20 protein-coding genes, 1 tRNA gene and 2 pseudogenes are annotated in these 19,740 nt (G+C 63.7%); 2 read left to right on the top strand and 21 right to left on the bottom strand.

Annotated features, from left to right (window positions below):
* Window positions 1-15 precede the first annotated feature (15 nt).
* The 9 genes from U743_RS02960 to U743_RS02920 all read right to left on the bottom strand — a co-directional run bounded on the left by U743_RS02960 (window position 16) and on the right by U743_RS02920 (window position 10,987).
* Complete coding sequence (locus U743_RS02960; RefSeq protein WP_232226708.1) at window positions 16-1,386, bottom strand: aromatic ring-hydroxylating oxygenase subunit alpha; 1,371 nt, start codon at window positions 1,384-1,386, stop codon at window positions 16-18.
* 13 nt (window positions 1,387-1,399) lie between these two features.
* Window positions 1,400-2,017 carry a 2-hydroxychromene-2-carboxylate isomerase gene (locus U743_RS02955; protein ID WP_156966309.1) on the bottom strand — a complete coding sequence of 206 codons (618 nt, stop codon included), beginning with the start codon at window positions 2,015-2,017 and terminating at the stop codon, window positions 1,400-1,402.
* Between the two features lie 10 nt (window positions 2,018-2,027).
* Window positions 2,028-2,828 (bottom strand): DODA-type extradiol aromatic ring-opening family dioxygenase, encoded by an 801-nt coding sequence (locus U743_RS02950; RefSeq protein ID WP_269530714.1) that lies wholly within the window; start codon window positions 2,826-2,828, stop codon window positions 2,028-2,030.
* 50 nt (window positions 2,829-2,878) lie between these two features.
* Window positions 2,879-3,139, bottom strand: a complete 261-nt coding sequence (locus tag U743_RS02945) for a hypothetical protein (protein ID WP_043765398.1) — start codon at window positions 3,137-3,139, stop codon at window positions 2,879-2,881.
* A 1-nt stretch (window position 3,140) separates the two neighbouring features.
* Window positions 3,141-4,133: a dihydrodipicolinate synthase family protein gene (locus U743_RS02940; protein WP_043765396.1), complete on the bottom strand. Its 993-nt coding sequence runs from the start codon at window positions 4,131-4,133 to the stop codon at window positions 3,141-3,143.
* Entirely contained in the window at window positions 4,133-5,416 is a 1,284-nt protein-coding gene (locus U743_RS02935) for a DUF1329 domain-containing protein (protein ID WP_232226706.1), read from the bottom strand. Before U743_RS02935 ends, U743_RS02940 begins: the two co-directional genes overlap by 1 nt.
* Window positions 5,417-5,483: 67 nt before the next feature.
* A complete protein-coding gene (locus U743_RS02930; RefSeq protein WP_232226705.1) occupies window positions 5,484-7,502 on the bottom strand; it encodes a DUF1302 family protein in 2,019 nt (672 codons plus the stop codon).
* An 84-nt stretch (window positions 7,503-7,586) separates the two neighbouring features.
* Window positions 7,587-10,019, bottom strand: a complete 2,433-nt coding sequence (locus tag U743_RS02925; protein ID WP_043765393.1) for an efflux RND transporter permease subunit — start codon at window positions 10,017-10,019, stop codon at window positions 7,587-7,589.
* Window positions 10,016-10,987: a WD40/YVTN/BNR-like repeat-containing protein gene (locus U743_RS02920; RefSeq protein ID WP_084191307.1), complete on the bottom strand. Its 972-nt coding sequence runs from the start codon at window positions 10,985-10,987 to the stop codon at window positions 10,016-10,018. The genes U743_RS02925 and U743_RS02920 overlap by 4 nt, the downstream gene beginning before the upstream one ends.
* Before the next feature lie 430 nt (window positions 10,988-11,417).
* Here U743_RS02920 and U743_RS02915 point away from each other — a divergent pair, with 430 nt between their 5' ends.
* Complete coding sequence (locus U743_RS02915) at window positions 11,418-12,617, top strand: IS256 family transposase (RefSeq protein WP_043764746.1); 1,200 nt, start codon at window positions 11,418-11,420, stop codon at window positions 12,615-12,617.
* Window positions 12,618-12,756: 139 nt separating this feature from the next.
* Here the strand turns inward: U743_RS02915 and U743_RS19440 are convergent.
* The 11 genes and pseudogenes from U743_RS19440 to U743_RS19725 form a co-directional block, all read right to left on the bottom strand.
* Window positions 12,757-13,058: pseudogene (locus U743_RS19440) on the bottom strand (HigA family addiction module antitoxin).
* A 16-nt stretch (window positions 13,059-13,074) separates the two neighbouring features.
* Window positions 13,075-13,275: pseudogene (locus U743_RS19730) on the bottom strand (type II toxin-antitoxin system RelE/ParE family toxin); the annotation flags it as partial.
* Between the two features lie 47 nt (window positions 13,276-13,322).
* Window positions 13,323-14,438 carry a 5' nucleotidase, NT5C type gene (locus U743_RS19235; RefSeq protein WP_232226703.1) on the bottom strand — a complete coding sequence of 372 codons (1,116 nt, stop codon included), beginning with the start codon at window positions 14,436-14,438 and terminating at the stop codon, window positions 13,323-13,325.
* A gap of 31 nt (window positions 14,439-14,469) precedes the next feature.
* Complete coding sequence (locus tag U743_RS02900) at window positions 14,470-14,718, bottom strand: hypothetical protein (RefSeq protein ID WP_043765392.1); 249 nt, start codon at window positions 14,716-14,718, stop codon at window positions 14,470-14,472.
* On the bottom strand, window positions 14,715-15,074 hold the full coding sequence (locus U743_RS02895) for a hypothetical protein (protein WP_043765390.1): 360 nt from the start codon (window positions 15,072-15,074) through the stop codon (window positions 14,715-14,717). The genes U743_RS02900 and U743_RS02895 overlap by 4 nt, the downstream gene beginning before the upstream one ends.
* 145 nt (window positions 15,075-15,219) lie before the next feature.
* Window positions 15,220-16,170 (bottom strand): metallophosphoesterase, encoded by a 951-nt coding sequence (locus tag U743_RS02890; RefSeq protein ID WP_043765388.1) that lies wholly within the window; start codon window positions 16,168-16,170, stop codon window positions 15,220-15,222.
* Window positions 16,167-16,928, bottom strand: a complete 762-nt coding sequence (locus U743_RS02885) for a metallophosphoesterase (RefSeq protein WP_043765386.1) — start codon at window positions 16,926-16,928, stop codon at window positions 16,167-16,169. The genes U743_RS02890 and U743_RS02885 overlap by 4 nt, the downstream gene beginning before the upstream one ends.
* Window positions 16,929-16,931: 3 nt before the next feature.
* Window positions 16,932-17,432 carry a hypothetical protein gene (locus U743_RS02880; protein WP_043765384.1) on the bottom strand — a complete coding sequence of 167 codons (501 nt, stop codon included), beginning with the start codon at window positions 17,430-17,432 and terminating at the stop codon, window positions 16,932-16,934.
* Window positions 17,429-17,905, bottom strand: coding sequence for a hypothetical protein (locus tag U743_RS02875; RefSeq protein ID WP_043765382.1), 477 nt, complete (start codon window positions 17,903-17,905; stop codon window positions 17,429-17,431). Before U743_RS02875 ends, U743_RS02880 begins: the two co-directional genes overlap by 4 nt.
* A gap of 24 nt (window positions 17,906-17,929) precedes the next feature.
* Window positions 17,930-18,039 (bottom strand) — tRNA-Ile (locus U743_RS02870).
* A 313-nt stretch (window positions 18,040-18,352) separates the two neighbouring features.
* Window positions 18,353-18,577 (bottom strand): helix-turn-helix domain-containing protein, encoded by a 225-nt coding sequence (locus U743_RS19725; protein ID WP_052367457.1) that lies wholly within the window; start codon window positions 18,575-18,577, stop codon window positions 18,353-18,355.
* A gap of 181 nt (window positions 18,578-18,758) precedes the next feature.
* Between U743_RS19725 and U743_RS02860 the strand changes: the two genes are divergently transcribed.
* The gene (locus tag U743_RS02860) at window positions 18,759-19,127 is read left to right on the top strand and encodes a hypothetical protein (protein WP_043765380.1); all 369 of its coding nucleotides are present in this window, start codon (window positions 18,759-18,761) and stop codon (window positions 19,125-19,127) included.
* A 26-nt stretch (window positions 19,128-19,153) separates the two neighbouring features.
* Here the strand turns inward: U743_RS02860 and U743_RS18535 are convergent, their stop codons facing one another.
* Window positions 19,154-19,651 carry a Mov34/MPN/PAD-1 family protein gene (locus U743_RS18535; RefSeq protein WP_198021897.1) on the bottom strand — a complete coding sequence of 166 codons (498 nt, stop codon included), beginning with the start codon at window positions 19,649-19,651 and terminating at the stop codon, window positions 19,154-19,156.
* Window positions 19,652-19,740 lie beyond the last annotated feature (89 nt).

Below are 19,740 nucleotides of genomic sequence, written 5' to 3'. Positions count from 1 at the left end.
TTGGGTCTCCGGGGATCAGGCCGTGGCCGCGGCCGCGGCAGCGGTCGGCTCGGCACCTGCCTCGATCAGCTGGCGCTTCCACTGCGAGTCGTTGGGATCCATGTCCTGCCAGCCCTTCGCACCCATCACTTCCTGGTAGAAGCGGAAGTAGCCACGGTAGGAGGTCTCGCCGATGGCCGACTCGCCGACCACGCCCGGCAGTTCCGGGTCCTCGCGGTCGCCACCGATACCCATTTGCGCGTTCATGAAGCCCTGGCGTGTGACATAGCCGCGCGACAGCTGGCTTTCCGATTCCATGTTGTCGTTGTCGTCCGCTTCCCAGTAGCCCGCCACGCCGAAGGTGCGGTGCATGGAGTTGGCAACGCGCTGCTTGAGATCCGCCGGCATGTCCTTCTCCACGATCGCCCAGGTGAAGCACTCGGTGCGATCGGGCCCATGCGGCTGCCAGACCTTGAACAGGTTGGATCCCCAGAGGTAGGTATTGTTGGGAAATACCGAACCGTTGATGTGCGAACCGTAGTAGCGCGCGCGCAGGGCGCCCACCGCTTTCTCGATACCGGGACGCTTCTGCGCCTGCCAGGCCAGCAGGTCGGCGGCCAGCTTGCCGTCGTGGGCGCCGGGGGCGACGTCGTAGAGGATGCCCAGGCCGTGGCCGTAGCGCGTCGCCACCTGCAGGCCGGCGCCCTCCGGCGGCAGGCCCGCGTTGCCGGCCATCGGCGCCAGCATGCCGCCACCAGCCTTCAGCGCCGCCGCGTGGGTCCAGCCGACATGGTAGGCATCGCCGACGAAGTTCTCGCTCGGCGCCTTCCAGTTGCAATGCACCATAGAGCGTCCGGGTGGGCCGATGAGTTCGACACCGCCGCTGGCTTCCATCCAGATATCCAGGTACCAGCGCGCCTCCCCCAGATAGTCCTCGAGACTCGGCGCGGCCTCGTCGAAACAGCCGTAGACGAAGCCATGATAGCTCTTGATCTTGGCGACCTCGCGCAGTCCGTGCGTGGATTTATCGAGGCGGCCCCTGTACAGCTCCTTCTCGAACGGCACCGACTGCAGTGAGCCGTCGCTGCCGTAGGACCAGCCGTGATAATTGCAGACGAAGCCGCGCGAATTTCCGGCTTCGACCGGGCACAGCCGCGCGCCGCGATGGCGGCAGACATTGAGGAAGGCCTTGATGCCCATGTCCTTCTGCCGCACGACGATGACCTCGTCCTGGCCCATGCGCGCGGTGACGAAGTCGCCGGCATTGGGAATAGCGCTTTCGTGCGTCAGGAACAGCCAGCAGCGCGCAAAGATGCGCTCCATTTCCTGTTCGTAGATGTCGCGGTCGTGATAGATGCGTGCGCTCTGCAGACCGCGCTGCACGTCCACCAGATTCTTGATGCTCATGATGTCTGTCTCCTCAAGCTGTTTGCTCATGACGCTGCCGGGCCTTCCCGGTTAGGAACGCTTCCAGAAAATCGAGGCGGTCATTGCCCCACCACATGTCGTCGCCGATCATCATCGTCGGCGTACCGAATACACCCCGCTCCTGCGCGCCGCGGTTGCTCGCGTCGTAGCGCGCCTGCCCTTCGGGTGAGTAGACGAAGTCGAGCACTTCGCCGGCATCCCAGCCAAGCGCCAGCGCCAGCGTGCGCAGCAGGGCGGGATCGCTCATGTCGCTGCCCTCGCCCCAGACGGCGTGCCAGGCATAGCGCACGAAGACTTCGGCCGCGTCGCGGTCGATCGCGAAGAACACCGCCTTGTTGAGCAGGGTCGAGTCCAGCGAAGGCGGAAAAATCAGCGGCACGCCATAGCGCTGCGCCCAGCGATCGAGATCTGTCTTCAGGTAGCGCAACTTGACCGGGATCTTGACGTTGGGCGGGCCGCTATTGCCGGCGGCGCGCTTGGCGGCAGGCAGGTCGATCGGCCAGTACCGCAGCGTGTAGCCGTAGCGACCCGCCAGCCCGGGCAGCCGCTGATGCGCCAGATAGGCGAACGGGCTCATCAGGTCGAAGTAGAAGTCGAGCTGGCGGATCACGGCAGCAGCCTCAGGCGGCCTTGAGCTCGGCGAAACCAATGCCGGTGATCCACTGCGGCACCGGCTCGTAGAGCATCAGTTCAGCGCGCACGCGCCCGAGGATCGACATCGCGCAGATCCAGTTGCGGATCTCCAGCGCGCCGTTGCCACCTTCGCGCAGGATCTCTTCGTCGCCGAGCGCGATCATCGCTTCGATATCGCCGCGGCCGGCCATGTCGAGCACGCGGCGGTCGAACACTTCGTTGACCCGGCCCATTTCGGCGCTGCCGACCCAGTGGCTGATGCCGCCAGTGCCGAAAACGACGACGCGTTCGGAGCCGGACCAGTTGGCGATCGCGCGGCCGATGCTCTGGCCGATCTGCTGCGCGCGCCGGCCCTGTACCACCGGCATCACGCCGCAATTGAGATAGACCGGGATCGTCCGCAGTTTCGGATTCGACTTGACGCAGTAGTGGTGCGGCACGGCGACGCCGTGGTCCACCGTCAGCGCCTTGGCGAACGACCAGTCGATGCCGTCGTCGTAGCCGCCGAACATGATGTGCTTCGCCAGCGGCTCGTTGTTCTCTATCACTCCGGTGTCGAAGCCGAGCCATTTCTCCGCCGGCCCCTCGACGTCGCCGATGCCGATCAGGCAGCGCGGGATGCAATGCGGGCCGAACAGCGCGTAATGGTCGTCGCCGATGATGATCGCGGTATCGGCGTCGAGTTCGTCGACGCGACGCGCGATCCGCTCGAAGGCACCCAGCACCTTGTCGCGCTGCACCGGATCGGCGGCGTCGGTGATGCTGGGAATCAGGGGGTCATGCGGCATCAGGAAGCCGCCTACGATCGTTGCCATGTCTATCTCCTTGGTGGCTGTACTCAAGCCGGACGGTGCATGCTCTGCATGTACTCGCCCATCGAATCCGGCCCGCGCACGGCGAGGAAAGCCATCATCAAGAGCAGCGTGCTGGTATCGCGTCGCGCCATCGCGCCGACATCGAGTTCGGCGAGTGCCTTGCGTTCGCCTGCATCCAGGCGAAAATCCGTCGCATAGGCAGCGGGATCGCTGCGGTAGCGGGTACACTCGGCCGGGCTGGTGCCGATCTGCCACAAGGCCTTTTCCAGTGCATTGGTACTCATGTCACCCTCCCCTGCTGTCATATTCGCGGTGCAGCTGTGCCCAACGCCGGCCGGACTCGCGGGCGCCTTCGAGATAAGCCTCCGGCACCAGCGTGTACGGCGGCCGGGCCGGGCCCGCTCGCATCCATCCGGCGGCGTCCATGCGCGCCTTCTCCAGGCCAATGTTGTAGAGCGAGAACTCCTTGAACGAGCCTTGCGGGAACAGCGTCTGGTAAGTGCGGCCGATGGCGCCGGTCAGCGCCTGCGCCTGGGCCCAGTCGCCGCATTTCTTCGCCCGTTCCACTTCGTCGCGCAGCCGCAGCACCGGCGCGGGGCCGCAGACTGCGCCGCTGGTCCAGAACGCGGTGCAGGCCTCCGGCGCGATACGTGCGGCGGCGTAGTAGTCGGCGTCAATCGGCAGGAAGCGTATGCGTCCCTTGGTCAGATTCAGATCCGCCATCAGTGCGCCGATACCCAGGTACTTCGCCGTGATGACCTGCGGGATCTCCGCGACCTGCGCCCAGAACGGCCGCGGGAAATCGAACTTGAAGGCCTCCGGGTTGGCGTAGATGCAGATCGCCGTGTCCGGGCATGCCTCGGCGACGTCGCGGTAGAACTGCACCGCGGTCGGCACGTCGGGCGCGCACCACATGGGCGGTCCGAGCATGACGCCGTCGATACCGATATCGCGCGCCTCGCGCGTCTGCCGGATGGTCTCGCGCGTGCCCAGGCTGCTGGTGCCGCCGAACAGCGGCACGCGGCCGCGCACGGTCTCGACCAGCGTACTCAGGTAGGCGCGCTTCTCCTCCCAGGTCAGCGTCGCGCACTCGCCCAGGGAGCCCAGGGTCACGATCGCATCGACCCCTGCGGCGATCAGCTTTTCGGCCGCTCGCGCGGTTTCGTCGAGGTCAACGGTGTTCTGGACGCGCCAGTCGCCGGCGTCCGGGGTCGCGGGTGTGGGCATGATCGCCCAACACCCACGAACCTCATCGACAGTGAGCAGTTGCCTGCCCATCAGGCACCGCCGCTGCGCATGAACTGCGGGCTGAACATGCGCACTGGACTCTTGCTGGCGTCAATCTCGGTGCGGAACTGCCCGGTGGTGCAACGCTGGTTCTGCACGTCGAACATGCCGAAGCTATCGTAGATCGCTGCAAACTTGCCCTTATTGCTCGGCAGATGATGCTCGGTAGAGGTGTGGCCTATGGTCCAGGACTTCCACAACTTGTCGGCGCGGTCGTAGATCAGCGTGCGCGGCGCGACGAAAGTCTGGGAGTCGAGGTACATCACGCGGCGACCAACCGGCGAGGATTTATCAACCGGCGTCATCTCCAGTACGTGCACCTGCCGCAGCTGCCAGGTGACGTCGGGGAAGCACTCGCCCTTTCCGGCCATTGCAACGAACTTGTAGCCGTCCGGCTGCTTGTACTCATCCGAGAGCTTCTGCTCGTTGTGGCGGTACAGCGGCATCAGCAGGGTCTTGGTTCCCTTGAACTTCCAGTTCATCTCGGCCACGCGGCCGAAGTAGCCTTCGAAGTCCTGGATCATCAGAGTGGAGCCGAGGAAGGCATCCGTGGTCTGGCTGGTCTCCAGGCGACGCACGCGGCGCTGGAAGCCCAGATACAGGTAGCCGTCGCTGGCCTCCTGATCCTGGTCGGGGAGCAGAATCATCAGCTGCGTGCCCTGCACGTCCTGCGGGCTGAAGGCCTTGCCGTAGATGCCGCGGAAGTAGTCGTTGGGGTTGGGCGAGACCGCCGGGATCGGCTCTTCGGCGACGCGGTGCTTGAAGTTCAGAAAGTTGAACTGAAATTCGACCGTGCGATCCACCTTTCCGGTGGCGGCGTTGCGGTACTTCCAGTAGAACGGCTTGATCTGGACGTTGTCGCCAGCCGAGAAGGTGTGACGGAAATTGAACGCCAGCTTGCGGCCGGCGTCGGCATCGCTGCTCGACGGCAGCTCCGGAAACGGCCGGCCGGCGATGTAACCTTCGAGGTTGCCACCGACGATCTTGACCTTGCCTATGTTCTGTCGCGTCGCCTCAATGTACTTCGGATGCACTTCGAAGGAATCGGTCGGACCCACTTCGATCGATGGGTGCACACCTTTCTTCAGAAGGTCATAGGTGACCGGGTCCAGCACCGCCTTGAACTGGTCGGCGTTGTTCTTGTCGATCACGACACCGACGTTAACGCCCGCCGCCGTCGGCGCGCCGGCCTTGTAGGGGGAGAAGGCCTGGTTGATGACGTCGTCTGCGCTTTGCGCCAGCGCCGGAGCGGTGAACAGCGTGCCGGCGAGCATCGCTAATACGGATCGGGTGATTCTCTTCATCTTGGATTCCTCTCGGGGGTTTCTGGGTAGGGCCGGATCAGAAGAACTGGTAGCTCAGGGTGATAAAGACCTCGTCTTCCTTGTCCGAGGAGCCCAGGGGGCCCTGGCGGAATCGGCCCAGCGGTTCATAGCCGGTGAGACCGACGGGGCCGGCCTCCAGCAAGGGGCCGCCGGACGAGGCGTAGGCGGTAAACGGTGGATAGGGGTTGCAGTCGCGGCAGTCGTTGAACTTCTGCGCACCGTCGCCGAACTTGACGTTGGCGCCGAACGAAACCAAGAAGTTCTGCGACAGCAGGAAATCGACCGAGGGCTGTACCGCATATGCTCCGGCCTTCCAGTCGCGTGCCAGAACGAACTTCGGCTGCAGACGGTCCTGCAGGTACCAGGTCTGGATAAACAGCGTGGCGGTCCAGTTGTCCTTCCAGTCCGGCATGCCGATCTGGCCAAGCTGCGCCTGCTCCAGTTCGTGATCGAGCAGGTGCTGGCCGAAAATCTGCAGCGAGAACAGGAAGGTTCGGTTGGCGTTCAGGAAGGGAATGAACGTCAGGCGATCAAGCCCGACGACGTAGCGCGCGACGCGCGACTCGCTGTACAGCTCGGGGCGCAGGGTATTGGCAAACTCTTCGCCCCAAGTCATCGCCGCTTCGATGCGTGCCACTGTCTCGATCGGCGCGATCGTGAAGTCGAGCGAACCGCCGAGCAGCTTGACGCGCGGGAAGGCGATGTCGAAGGCGATCAGGTAAGGCACCGGGCGCGGTGTGGTGTTGTACTGGCCGACGCCGGGCAGCAGTTCCGGCAGTTGCAGGTCCACCGGCAGCAGCAGGTTGGCGAAGGGACTGATCGCTGGCGGTCCCCCGGAGCCACCATGCAGGCTGGGCAGCTGCGAACGGTAGAGCAGGCCATTGAGCGAGAAGCTGACGTCGCCGAGCACGCCCTCGAACTTGGTACCGATCTGCGTGTTCGACAGCGACCAGTTCGGCAGCTGCGCCTCGCGGATGCCGATTTGGCCGGGGCCGAAGTCCGTAGTCATGGCCATGCCCGGCTGACCGAGGATTGGCGGCACCAGGGCAAAGTTGGACACCGTGCCGCCGTTGTCCCACAGGTTCTTCATGCCGCGGAAGAAGCAGCCGGCATCCAGGATGACGTTGGCGGTGCCGCATTGGCCCAGGCTGTTCGGGCGGAACTTGTCGAAGTTCCAGACCACCTGCCAGTTGAGGCCCTGCAGGGCCCCCACCGGCCCCATGCGGTATTCGGCCGTCGCGATCCACATCGGGATGCGGATGTCCTCCAGTTCGTCGTAGATGTTGTTGCGCGAAAAGTCGACCGGGTTGATGACGTCGAGCACGCGGAACAGATCGGTGCGGCCCCAGATCACCTGCTGCTTGCCGACACGGAAGAACAATTCCTGCTCGTTATCGCTGAACGGCGAGGAGAACAGCAGCGAAGTATCGAAATAGACCTCGCGCATCCAGTCGAGACGCTCGGGCTCCGCGAACTCGGGGAAGCGCAGATCGTCTTCGTCATAGTCCATGTAGCCATTGAGGCAGCCACGCGGATCGACATTGCACGGTCGTACCGGAACGCCAAAGGCGACGCCGCCGTTGGGTCGGTGCAAAGGCTCTCCCAGTACAATCATGCCGTCGTTGGGATTGCGAGCCAGGTTGAAGCCGAACTCTCCCAGCCCCACGCCCGGCACCCCATTGAACAAGCCGTATCCGAGGTTGTTGCCGCCAAAGGCGCCCTGCCCATGCGGCACACAACCCGCCGGGATCAGGCGCGAAGTGTCCTCGAGACAGATCGAGCCGCCAGCATCCTTGCCATACTGATCGGAGTTGAGATCGTAGACCGCGTCGTAGGTACCCCGCAGCTTGAAGGTAAACGAGTTGCCGATGAATGAACCGAAGTCATCGAACTCGCGGTTCCCCTCGAGCCTGACGGTGTTGCGCAGCTTCGACAGCCCCACGTCCTTGCGGTAGCGGGTGTCGTTCTCGAGGAAGCCATTGATGCGCCACTCTCCGGCCTTTCCCGCCTGCGCCACCGGACTGTGCAAGGCCATATGCCATGTGCAAAATCCAATCGCCAAGTATCCCAATGCCTTTATAGTAATGTTCATTGTGCTCTCCTCCTTTTTTTGTCTTAGCTATTCGGTGAGCGCCTGGCGGCTGCAGCCAGGCTCGGAAAGATCCGGTGATCGGGCTTCGCTGGAAACCGCCCCGGTGTGTGCGAAGGACACCGTGACAAAACGCGGCCTGAAAGCGAGAATCCAGGCGGGCACCACGACCATCGCACCGATGGCGTTGAGCACCAGCATCACAATCAGCAGCAGTGCGGCCGAGGACTGAAAGCGCAGGTCTGAGAAGAACACCCACATGACCACACCGGCGACAAGGGTCGCGGCGGTAAACATCACCGCGAGGCCGGTGGTGCTGATGGCATGCGCCACGGCATCGGAGAGATTGCGGCCTTTTTCGATCTCGTCGCGAACGCGGTCCATGACGTAGATCGCGTAGTCGACTCCTACGCCCATTCCCACCGCGACCACCGGAATGATGTTGACGTTGATGCCGACGTTGGCGATACCCAGATAGCCGTAGCTGAGCACCGTGGCGAAGATCATCGGCAGGATCATCAGCCAGCCGGCGTGCGCCGAGTTGTAGTAGATCGCCACCATCAGGAACGATGCGATCAGCACGAAGGCCGTGACCACGACACTGTCATGGAAGTTAGCCTGGTTGATCGCGGCGTTGACGCCGACGACACCGGCCGCCGGTTCGATCGTGAAGCCCTCGATGCCCTTGCCGAAAAGCTCGGCGCCCTGCTTCGCGCGCTGCACCGCCGCCTCGATCGTCTTGGCCTGCAGATCCGGCAGGTAGAAGCTCAGGTTGGCCAGCGTCTCCTCGGGGTTGACGTACTCACGCAGGGCTCCGGGTACCGGGCTGGAGTACTCAAAGGCGTACATCAGGCTGCCGACGCCGCGCGCATCTCCGGGAATCTGCAGCCAGCGCGGATCGCCCTCGTGGGTCAGGCGGTTGACCTGCTTCACCAGGTCAGGGAGGCCCTTGGCGCCGCCCACCACCGGCTCTTCGAGCATGTAGCGCTCGAACTTCTCCATGGCTGCCATCGCCTCAGGACTACGCAGGCCCTCGCGTTCGCTGGAGCGAGCCACCACGAACAACTCCTCGCTGCCGGGGAAGCGCTCCGAAATCAGGTGCGCCGAGCGGTTGTAGTCGTGGTCACGCTGAAGAATCGGTGATCCAGGCTCGGACTCTCCGAACTGCACCTGGGTCGCACCCCATGCGCCCAGCCCCACCAGCGCCAGGGCGCCCAGTAGCACCGCACGGCCGACGCCGGGGCTGGAGACCGGCTCCACTATCCGGTGCAGCGTCGCCGAAGTCTGGTCGCGGCTGTTCTCGGTGCGCCGGGGCTGCGGTAGCACGGTCAGCGCCAGCGGCACCATGAAGTGCACTGTGAAGATCACCGAGAAGGCCCAGAAGCCGGCAAAGGCGCCGAGATGCTTGTGGAACGGCGCCGCACCGATCGCTACCGCGGCGATACCGATGGCGTCGACGATGATCGCCAGCGAGCCCGGGCGGAACAGCGCGTCCAATGCATTGCGTGCAGCCTGGCGACCGTTCTGGGTGCGCGCCAGTTCGTAGTAGTAGCGTTCGACCAATTGCACCCCGTGTGAGGTCGCACGGGCGGCAATCAGAAAGGGTATCGGCATCGACAGTGGATCGAGATGAATGCCGACCAGATTCATGAAGCCCAGGCCCCATGCCGAGGACAGGAGAATGCCCAGCAAGGGCAGCACGATGCCGTAGAGGCGGCGGAAGTATCCCGCCAGCAACAGGACAATCAGGGCCGCGGTGTACAGCAGAATCTCGACGATCTGCGGCAGATAGGTGTAAACCCAGCCGGTCAGCACCGGGTTTCCGACCGCATGGATGCGCAGGCCGTCGCGTGCTTCCGCCTCGCGGATTTTCTGCAGCCCGGCGAAGGCCTCGATCAGTTCGTCGGAGGTCGAACTGTTCATCTGTGCCCGGATGATCGCCACTTTGCCATCGGCCGACACCAGGCGTCCGCTGACGCGCGGGTCCGCCTGCACCTGCGATTGCAAGGCCTTGAGTTGCGCCGCCGTCAGGGTCTCGGCATTAGGGTCATAGTAGGGACCGGAGCGGATCGTGCCGGCCTCGTTGATATAAACGCGGCGCGTCGTGCGATGGGTGATGCTGGCCACGAGGTTGTGATTGACGCCGGGCAGCATGTCGATGCCCTGGGTGATGCGTTCGATCGCGGCGAGTGTTTCGCTGTTGAAGATCGTGCCCTGCTCGACCTCCACCGCAACCGTGATGACATTGGCGCCACCGAAGATCCCGCGCACCTCGTTATGCAGCTGGATATAGGGATGCTGCTGCGGCAGGAGGTCCTCGAAATCCGACGCCATCTTCATGCCGGGGATCTGGCTGGCGAAGAACGCCGACAGACCGAGAATCAGCGCGAGCACGAAGCGCGGGCTGGCAAAAATCCACTCTTCGCCCCGCTGCAGCGCGGCGATTATCTTCTGGCGGATCATTGGACCCCCTGCGGTTCGATGCTCACCATCGCTGGCGTGCTGGCGCCGGAACCGCCGACCACGATGAGGGACGAGCGCTCCGGCACGGCGATACCGCCGCGCAGGTAACCGCTGCCCGAGGTGGGGCTCGGCAGGACCCGCCATGTGCCGTCGGATCCGCGCTGCTGGACCAAACCGAGTTCGCCAACGGCAAACAGGTGGCCATGACCGCCCGACAGAAAGCCGTACATCGGCACACCGGCGGCATTCGGCTCCGATGTCCAGCTATGGCCGCCATCGCGGGTGCCGAGGATGATTCCGCCGCGGCCCGTCAGCCAGCCGGTATCGGTGTCTGTGAACCAGGCGTCGAAAGCGTAGAAATCGTCCGGAACGGGGGGCAGCATCTGCCAGCTGGCGCCGCCGTCACTGCTGCGCGCAACGATGCCAAACTCTCCGGCAAGAACCGCGTGGTCGGCGTCGAGGAAACGGATGGTGGTGAGGATCGCGTCCTCGCCGAACTCGGTCTTCTGCCAGCTCGCTCCGCGATCGCTGCTATGCAGCACCGTGGAATAGGTTCCGACCACCCAGAATCCACCGTCCGGCGCACATGCCAAGGCCATAGGGGTGAAGTCCTCGGGCATGGAGCCCTCGGCGAGGCGCCAACCGCTACCTTGTGCGTCCCCGGTCCAGACATGACGATGGAAGTCGAGCGCAACGAAGCTCTCGTCAGCGCAAGCCGCGACGTCAATCAGCGCCGCCCGCTCCTCGAGCTTTTGCGCCTCCCAGGTCTTGCCGGAATCGGTCGAACGGGACAGCACGTCATTGCCGACAGCCACCATGACCTGGCCATTGGAGGCAATTTTCTGCAGGTCGTCAGCAACGTCCGCGGCGCCATGAACGGTTGGCGAAAAGGCGGCAACCGACGCGAAGACAACCACGATCGCGCTGGGCAATCCAAGATGGGGCGCCAATGGCGCGCGACGGCTCATTATCGAATCTCCTCCGCGTGGTTGTGTACTGCGAGAGGAGAATCAGTGAAGCAGCGATATAAGTGAACCCGATTGCAGTAATGAGCGCCATCACTCAGGTGAATAGCCTGACGTCATCACCCGTAGCTACAGGACACTAGGTTTCTGCGTTTAGTGCATCACGCATGTTCTGCCCGTGATAGGGGCGCCCTCACATGTCGCCTGCAGCGCTAGCAAAGGTAACGCGCAGTTTGGAAGTGCTATCTAGACCGATTCGGCGCCTCAAGTTGAAGGCCTTGGGTGGGATAGTTGAGCGCCCTGCCCAGCAATAGTCGTGATAACGGGGCCTAATCGGTCGTGTCCCACGACGTGGTGTAAGTGATTGGGTGTCACCGGTGGCAACTGGTTTAGGTTTGGATTGCGACGACCAACCTTCACCGAGGAACCACCGATGACCGATGAGATGATGAACCTGCGAGCGCTGCTGGAGAAGAGCCCGGACGCTGATTTGCTGCGTGAGATGATTGGTTTTGCCAGTCAGCGCCTGATGGAGCTGGAGATTGGCGCCCGCACGGGTGCGGGTTACGGCGAGAAGAGCGCCGAGCGTCTGGTGCAGCGCAATGGCTACCGCGAGCGTGACTGGCAGACGCGGGCCGGGACCGTGGAGCTGCGCATTCCCAAGCTGCGCAAGGGCAGCTACTTCCCGGGCTTTCTGGAGCCCCGACGGATGTCGGAGAAGGCACTGACGGCGGTGATTCAGGAGGCCTACATCCAGGGGATCTCGACCCGCTCGGTCGATGATCTGGTGCAGGCCATGGGCGGCACCGGCGTCTCGAAGAGCCAGGTCTCGCGGCTGTGCGAGGAGATCGACGAGCGCGTCCACGCGTTTCTGGAGCGACCGATCGAGGGGGACTGGCCCTACCTGTGGATCGATGCCACCTACGTCAAAGTCCGACAAGCCGGCCGGATCATCTCGGTGGCGGTGATTGTCGCGGTCGGCGTCAACGACGATGGCCGCCGCGAGGTGCTTGGCATGGATATCGGCCCGTCGGAGGCCGAGACCTTCTGGAAGGACTTTCTGCGCAAGCTCGCGCGGCGAGGACTGCGGGGCGTCAAGCTGGTGATCTCCGATAGCCACGAAGGCATCAAGGCGGCTGTCTCCAAGGTCTTCACCGCCACCTGGCAGCGCTGCCGTGTCCATTTCATGCGCAACGCTCTGGCACATGCCGGCAAGAGTGGCCGGCGCGTGGTCTCCGCCTTCATCGCCACCGCCTTCGCCCAGAATGACGCCGAGGCAGCGCGCCAGCAGTGGCGCCACGTCGCCGACCAACTCCGCAGCAGCGTGCCCAAGCTCGCCACGCTCATGGACGACGCCGAAACCGACGTACTGGCCTACATGGACTTCCCCGCCGCCCACCGCGTGAAGCTGCACAGCACCAACCCGCTGGAACGTCTCAACGGCGAGATCAAGCGACGCACCGAGGTTGTCGGCATCTTCCCCAACGAAGCGGCAATCCGGCGCCTCGTCGGCGCCATCCTCCTGGAACAGAACGACGAGTGGGCCGTGCAACGTGCCCGCTACATGACCCGGGAAACCATCACCGAGGTCATCCATCCACCCGCCATGCAACTGCCGGCTGTGGCAGCCTAAGCAACGCAGCCAGCCGAACCGGTAGCCACCGTCATACCCAAGGAGCTACACCACGGCTAGGGACACGACCGCCTAATCGTCACAACGGTTGCCAAGTGCCGGAATGAAGCCGCCCCCGGCGAGGCGTTACTCGTCGGCCTTACGCGTCCAGTGGCGTCACTTCCCGCTCGATCTTCTTCGCGGCCGCGATCTCGGCCACGCGCAAGTCGTACGCCACCTGAAGGTTGAGCCAGCTCTGGGGTCGCCGCCAAAGTAGCGTGCGAGACGCATGGCCGTATCCGGCGTCACGGCGCGCCGTTCCAGCACGATGTCATTGATCCGGGGAGCCGGCACGCGCAGGGTCATCGCGAGCGCGTTGGGCTTCATATGCAGCGGCCGCAGGTAGTCCTCGCGCAGAACCTCGCCGGGGTGGACAGGTCGCATTCCGTTCTTGATGGTCATTGTCGTCGCCTCTGCGGTAATCCACGATCTCCACGTCCGCAGGGCCCACCTCGGTCCACACGAAACACACGCGGAACTGGTCGTTGACGCGAATGCTGTGTTGACCGGCGCGATCACCCTGAAGTGCCTCGAGACGGTTGCCCGGCGGAACCCGAAGGAAGTCGAGCGTGGTGGCGGCGGCCAACTGCGCGAGCTTGCGCGTGGCGACCTTGGCGATGCCGGAGAACTTCGGGGCCTAATCGAAAGTGGGCACCGGCGCGTCCGCTACGGCACCCATTCCCCAGAGGCAGCGATTGCGTCGTACATAGCGTCAGGTGCAAGGTCGATTCCACCAGACCACGTTACCGCGCCCAGCTCGACACGAACCTCCGTAAACCGAGCTGGATCACGAAGCGCCGCGAACACGCCGGCGCCGTCCGAGTGAATCAGCCGCTTCATCCGGACGATGCCGGTTATTCCATCGTTGAAGACGACGCGTAGGCAATAGTCCGGCAGGACCACCACGGAACTGACGCGCCACCCGGGATACATTCCCTTGTCGATCGCCTTCCCCGAGCGGGAGGAGTGAACGGCCTTCCCCAGGAGCATCGCCGCGTACTCCTCTTCTGTCAGCGGCTCCGGGCGCGCCTCCTGGATATCCTCCCACCTTCCCCGCACCAGGCGCGGCTCCAGGGCCGCTGTCTGAAGGACAAAGCACCCTGCTCCACCTGCTTGGTTCATCAATTCCGCGATCTCAACGGGGTGCATCATCCCGAGCTCCCGGAGAAGAACTGCAAAGTCTTCGGTTGACGGTGGCCCGACGGCAGCGCCAGGAGCGGGATGACCGGTGCGGGCGGCCACCAATTCAACGCGCTGATGCAGGTACTCGAGCACGCTGCTCCATGTCGGGTAGCGTGCGGAGCCGAAGTGAATTAGCTCACCCTCGAATCGCTCCTGCCCTTTTCCACTGATGTTGTCGTCGATCAGGATGTCGCCGCGCAGCAGCGATTTGTCGGAAGCCAGGATTAGACGCTTGGCCAATGGGTAGTCGAAGACCTTTTCGACCCAGATGCGCTTCTCCGAGTAGCACGCGGGGTTGCGCGTTGACGGTGCCGACAGAATCCAGACATCGAGTCGAGGATCGCGCCGCAGTGCGGCGACGGCTTCTATTGCCCCTGGAATGGCGTCGAGCGAGGCGAACAGGCCGGGAATGCTCTGCGGAAACGCCACGTCGGGATGCGTGCGTGCCGCTGCCTGATATGCCGCGGCGATGTCGCAGAGCACGCCATCCATGTCGATGAAGATGCGCAGTGGCAGACGAGCCCGGCTCCTATTGTCGGTCTCGATACCGGATCGGTCGGCTGATCCGGGAGCACCTTCAGGACGCGCTGATTCAGACATACCGGTCGTGCGCTTATCAGCCCGCAAGCGATCAGTCGCTCGGCGCGGCATTGCCGCCGACGGTAGGCGTCAGATCGCGCGTGGCGCACGGGGCTTGCTCGACATCGAAGGCATCGACGATCTCGGCATGCAGGTAGGGTCCGAAATCTGGCGTCCCCGCCAAGTTCACGACGTAGTACCAGCCATCGAAGTCCTCCAGAACACGCAGGATCTGTAAAGGATGGCCGCGGCGACGGAACAAGAGCAGCCGCCGGAACCGGCTGACGTCGACGGTCGTCATGCTGCCGGCCCGGCGCGCTGGCGCTCAGCTGCCGCCATCAACTCCGCGCCGTACTGCCCCCAAAGGTACTCCGCCAGTTCGTGACCGAGACGCTGATCGTCGACGTCCAGGCCGAAAATGCGGTCAGCCATGGGCGGAACCAGAAGGTAGGACTGCGCCTTGGCAAAGAACCGGGCTGGTCCGCACCGAGCGACGACGGCCACTTCATCGGTCGGGACGACTCCGTATTGGTCCCAGGTCACTTCCGGAACCTGTTTGTCCGGACACGACTCGGCCTGCGGGATGACTTCGCCCCTCGCAATATGGCGCTCGAGGCCGGAGCCTGCGAGCACCCCACTCGCCAGTCCGGCGATCACGGCAGTTCCTCGTGCTTGTGCGGAGCATCTCGATCGGGAGCGAGCTGATTCTGGAGGCGCTTGGTAGTCGGCATGGCGCTCACGGTCGGCCCCTTGTTCACCGGTTGAACTGGCTCGTTTCGTGGACGGTAGTGGCGATGCGCGCTCATCCGAATCCCATCAGCCGAAACGCTTCAAGCCGCTTCGCCTTGTGGCTGGCCCCGATCTCCTTGGCTTTCTCAATCTCCTTGCGTGTCGGCTTCCAGGCTGGCAAGACGGGCTCGAACTCGGGCCAGGGCAAGGGGCCCCACTGTTCGTTATCGCGACCCACCTGCCAATAGACACGCGCGAGCGGATCGACTGCGGTCAGGCGTCCCCCATAGGCGGCCCCGGTCTCGATCCACAGCACGTTGCCGCGTCCTCGCGGAATGCCGTCGGGAATGACCGTGTGACCGCAGATCACCCAGTCGATCCCCCTGACCGGCTGAATGCAGCGCCACACCGAAACCTTGCGATCCGCCGCGAGGTCGACCATGTGCTGTGTTCGCAAGAGGTCATCGGCGCGGAATCTGGATCGTCCCCAGATGGCGCCGGCGGAGTTCGTCGGGCTCCAGTCCCTCGTAGCGTCGCCGCTCTGAAGGCGCACCTTGCTCATCCACGACCACGCCACGCCCGCACGCACCTCTGCGTGTACGAGGCCGACGCGCAAATGCTCGCCGTACCGAATCTCGGCGGTCATCGGGAACCCGCGCAGCATGCAGCGGTACAGGTACCCCATCGTGGGCCCCAGGTCGAAAGCCCAGCCTCCGCCGTTGCGCTGCCAGATTCGAGACGTGTCCCAGTCGTTGGCCGCACCCAGCATCAGCGCTTCGTGGTTGCCCATCAATGAGGCGCGGCCGTAGTCGTGGGCAAACCAGTCCAGCACCCTTCGACTATCGGGGCCACGATCGACGAGATCGCCCAATGCGTAGACGAAGTCGCGGCGTTCATCGAATTCGGCGAGCTTGAGCAGGCGCTGGAACATCTCGAACTCGCCGTGGATGTCGCCAACGATGAGGACACGCCCAGGTTTGCCTTCGTGCCAGTGCACGACATGCTGAGTCGCTGACTCGCTCATGGCCGTGCGTCCAGGATGAACACTCCGTCCCGCCGGAACCCGAGCATGTTCTCGTCCGGATAGCCCCATTGGTTCGAGGTGACACGCACGCCGTTGACGAGCGCATCTGCGTTGTAGTGCGTGTGGCCGTGGATCCACATTCGCACCGGCGCTCGGAGGAGATGCTGGGCGTTTGAGTGAAAGGCTGCGTTGCTGATTTGCTCTTTAAAGTACGGAGACATCGTCGCCAGCGTTGGCGCATGGTGCGTGACCACCAGGACGGGTCGATCGGCGGACGCAATCTGGCGATCGAGCCAGTCAGCACTCGTCGTGAAGGTCTCCTTCGTATGCAGAGACGTCAAGACACGTCCCTGCTTCTGAATCAAGCAGAAGTCGTTCATGGCCTGGCCGGCCCAGTCCATCGCTTCCTCGATGCGCGATTCTCCGTAGACCGCGAAATCGGTCCACAAGGTGGTGCCGAGGATGCAGACGCCCTGGTAGTCGTAGACGTCGCGCTCGAGGACATGCACATTCGAGCCCTGAGCAACGATCTTGCACTCCTGCACTAAGGTGTCGAAGTTCTGCCCGTAGAACTCGTGGTTCCCGAGCACATAGACCACGGGTACGTGCGGGAACATGCGTGCGGCCCATGCCACGCCGTCGGTGCCGCCAGCGATGTCGCCGGCCAGGATCACGAGTTCCTCGTCTCCGCACTCGGTGAACGGTGAGTCGAAGCGCCCGAACTCGAGGTGCAGGCCCGAGTAGATGCGGATCTTCATGGCTCAACGCTCCCCCGGCGGGAGGGCGCGATGGGCGCGGATCAAGGGCTCGCAGGTCTCACACGCGGTCAGCCACCAACCCGAGAAGCACACGGCTCGGCCGGTACCTTGTACGCCGCCGCACAGGCAGCAGGTTTCACGGCTGGCTTTCTCAAGCCCGGAGATCAAAGCGTTGAGATCGGTGGGCTCGACCAGGCCACCGCCAGGGCTAAAGGCGATGCAGTGCACGCCGTCGGCGGCTTGCAGGTCAAGGCGTAGCGGGCCGCCGTCGTAGTACAGACGCAGGCCTCCGAACTTCTCCTTGATCTGCAGCCAGTGGCCTTGCGGGCTGTGACGAGCGAGACCCGCGCAGGCTTCGACGACCAGGCGATGCCAGCCGTCAGGCCAGCCGTACGCCCAGTACGGCTCTGGAAACTGGTGCGGGTACGCGGCCTTGAGCGCGGCGACGTTGGCGCGCTCGCGCGCGTAGATGTCGCCGGGGTGTGGGGGCTTGCGTTCGCTCATGACCGCCTCCCCTTCTCCGCACGCTTCGCTTTGCGCGCCCTTCGGCTCGGGTTCCGAGCGGCGGTGCGCGACTTCTTCTTCGGCTTCTCGTCGGTCTCAGTTGCCGCAAGCGCCGTCATCAACCGCGCTCGCGCGCGTGCGCTCGCCAGAAAATCGAGAAGCCGCAGGTAGTCTTCGTGGACGCCGCCGGTCCAGGATGCCCACAGTTCATGAACGGCGCGGGCGTCGGCGGACTCGAGAGATGTCTCGGCAACGAAGCAGGGTCCGAGCGGCAGCTCACACCGGACGAGCTCGCACTCCGGATCGTCGTCGGGAACGAGGGTTCCCTCGAAGGACTGCGAGTCGAGAAAGCCGACGATCGTGAAGGTGTGATCTGCTAAGCCAGGATGTCGATAGTCGACGAGAAACGCGAGCGCACGCCCGCCCGCAAGGGCGCGCGCGGTGTCGGGGGTAAGCCGATGAATGGAAGTCACGGCAATGCTCCGGGATACCTTGGGTGGTGCCCGGGGCCGGATTCGAACCGGCAACCTGTCGCTGATCTGGCGAAGCCGTCCGAAGGACGGGTCGGCTTATAAAGCCGCTGCTCTAACCATTGAGCTACCCGGGCGTGAACATCGCGCGCGTAATCGCGCGCACGCCGACGGGTATGAGGAAATGGTTGGTGAACGTCATGACGCCGACACTGTGCCTGAACTCGCGAAAAAATGCGACGGCGTCGCCGCCCATCTTCGATGGAGAAGCTGATTGCCACGGTCGTCCCTCGGCGTGAAGCACTGCATGGGATTCGACCGCATTACCCACGCAGCCTGCCGCGGCTCCGGACTGTCCGCTGACACATCGACAGGCAATTGAGCGCGTGGGGGCGCCGACGCCGTCATTATTCCCGATTGGAAATACTCTGTCGAGGCCGCGGGCCGCCGCTACTGCTTCCTGAGTAGCTGATCCGGTGAAACGTTCAGGGCTCGAGCAAGCTTATCGAGAACGTCAATGGACACTGACTTGGCCCCGGACTCCAGCTGGCTGAGGTACGACTGGCCCATGCCTGCCCGCGCGCACAGCTCTTCTTGGGTCAAGTTCTTTTCCTGGCGCAGGCGCCTTACGTTGACTCCCAGGAGTTCTCGTAGTTTCTTCGCTGGCCTCCGCATGGGAGGCTAGCGTCAGGTCATGGGACTGGACGGTCTATTTCCACTTGGGAATAATCGACAGGCCGGCGCGTGCGGAGCGTGGTGCCCGGCCCATGGCAGCCGAGCGGAAAAGCCCGGAAGGCAGTCGTGGGCGCTCCGCAGCGGTCGAACACTGGGGCCCGTTGTGTTGGAGGCGTCATCAGTGTCATTCCGCTTGGTCTATGGCGATCACGAGCTATCCGTCGATCTTCCCTTTGAACCCCACGTCGAAGATCGCGTCCTCGCTCTGCTGTCAAAACGAGCCGATAGTGCTGTCCCGGATCGCGCAGCAGTCGAATTCGTGCAGGGGCTGGTGACGATCGTCACCGACATGATCGAGCGCTCCCCGCTGCCGCCGAGCGAAAAACAGATCCAATATGCGCTCCAGATCGCCAGGACGCTGAACCTGGAGCTACCAGCGGAAGTGCTCCAGTTCCGCGAGGCCATGGCCGCATTTCTGGATGAGCACTCACCCGAGTACCGCCGTCGGCGTGCTGCAGAGCGCGGCGCTTTGGGCTCCTACCCCCGATAACCGCGCGTTTAAGAACTTGGGCTGGCCTAAACTTGGCCGACACCCTCGACTGACGACCCGACTACGACAAGGCGCGACTTGTGCGCCAATCCAATCCATCGGCATTCGGTGCCTTCTATCCAGAACAGCAGGGGCTGCGAGCGGTGTTCGTAAATCTTGCGCCACTCGCGCCGATCAATTCCGCTCGGTGTCGGAGAACGCTCCGGGTGGGTGTGCCACTCACCCAAGTAGTCACAACGCCGATCCGTAAGTGCCCAATGCTTGGAGGCTATTCGGGCATGGCTTTCGTCCAGACGATCGAACGAGAAGCGCGCCCGCGCGTCTTCCTGATCTGGCGTGGTCGCATGCACGACGTGCAAATGTTTGTGACGCCGATATCCGAGCAGCACTCCCCCAGCCTCACTGTCTCCAAGCAATCGCTGGCGATATGACGCAATCAGGGTGACGACGCTGTCCTCAATCAGTATCCATGCTTCGCCTTCGCCGGGACGCGGAAGAACTAGCGGGCCCGGCATGCCGGGCATCCAGCGATCGGCTCGAGATCTTTGTTCTTGATCTGATTCACGTCGGCCCGTTCCATAGCTCGCGTTCGAAACCGCGGAGACACATTTCC

Source organism: Algiphilus aromaticivorans DG1253 (assembly GCF_000733765.1).
In the GTDB taxonomy this organism is placed as follows: Bacteria; Pseudomonadota; Gammaproteobacteria; order Nevskiales; family Nevskiaceae; genus Algiphilus; species Algiphilus aromaticivorans.
This window is presented reverse-complemented; position numbering and strand designations above follow the sequence as displayed.

What these genes read in the sequence shown, in the direction of transcription:
- U743_RS02960 (WP_232226708.1), bottom strand. Translation starts at nt 1,386, where the DNA reads ATGAGCATCAAGAATCTGGTGGACGTGCAGCGCGGTCTGCAGAGCGCA.
- U743_RS02950 (WP_269530714.1), bottom strand. Translation starts at nt 2,828, where the DNA reads ATGCCGCATGACCCCCTGATTCCCAGCATCACCGACGCCGCCGATCCG.
- U743_RS02945 (WP_043765398.1), bottom strand. Translation starts at nt 3,139, where the DNA reads ATGAGTACCAATGCACTGGAAAAGGCCTTGTGGCAGATCGGCACCAGC.
- U743_RS02940 (WP_043765396.1), bottom strand. Translation starts at nt 4,133, where the DNA reads ATGGGCAGGCAACTGCTCACTGTCGATGAGGTTCGTGGGTGTTGGGCG.
- U743_RS02935 (WP_232226706.1), bottom strand. Translation starts at nt 5,416, where the DNA reads ATGCTCGCCGGCACGCTGTTCACCGCTCCGGCGCTGGCGCAAAGCGCA.
- U743_RS02930 (WP_232226705.1), bottom strand. Translation starts at nt 7,502, where the DNA reads ATGGCCTTGCACAGTCCGGTGGCGCAGGCGGGAAAGGCCGGAGAGTGG.
- U743_RS02925 (WP_043765393.1), bottom strand. Translation starts at nt 10,019, where the DNA reads ATGATCCGCCAGAAGATAATCGCCGCGCTGCAGCGGGGCGAAGAGTGG.
- U743_RS02920 (WP_084191307.1), bottom strand. Translation starts at nt 10,987, where the DNA reads ATGAGCCGTCGCGCGCCATTGGCGCCCCATCTTGGATTGCCCAGCGCG.
- U743_RS02915 (WP_043764746.1), top strand. Translation starts at nt 11,418, where the DNA reads ATGACCGATGAGATGATGAACCTGCGAGCGCTGCTGGAGAAGAGCCCG.
- U743_RS19235 (WP_232226703.1), bottom strand. Translation starts at nt 14,438, where the DNA reads ATGTCTGAATCAGCGCGTCCTGAAGGTGCTCCCGGATCAGCCGACCGA.
- U743_RS02900 (WP_043765392.1), bottom strand. Translation starts at nt 14,718, where the DNA reads ATGACGACCGTCGACGTCAGCCGGTTCCGGCGGCTGCTCTTGTTCCGT.
- U743_RS02890 (WP_043765388.1), bottom strand. Translation starts at nt 16,170, where the DNA reads ATGAGCGAGTCAGCGACTCAGCATGTCGTGCACTGGCACGAAGGCAAA.
- U743_RS02885 (WP_043765386.1), bottom strand. Translation starts at nt 16,928, where the DNA reads ATGAAGATCCGCATCTACTCGGGCCTGCACCTCGAGTTCGGGCGCTTC.
- U743_RS02880 (WP_043765384.1), bottom strand. Translation starts at nt 17,432, where the DNA reads ATGAGCGAACGCAAGCCCCCACACCCCGGCGACATCTACGCGCGCGAG.
- U743_RS19725 (WP_052367457.1), bottom strand. Translation starts at nt 18,577, where the DNA reads ATGCGGAGGCCAGCGAAGAAACTACGAGAACTCCTGGGAGTCAACGTA.
- U743_RS18535 (WP_198021897.1), bottom strand. Translation starts at nt 19,651, where the DNA reads ATGCCCGGCATGCCGGGCCCGCTAGTTCTTCCGCGTCCCGGCGAAGGC.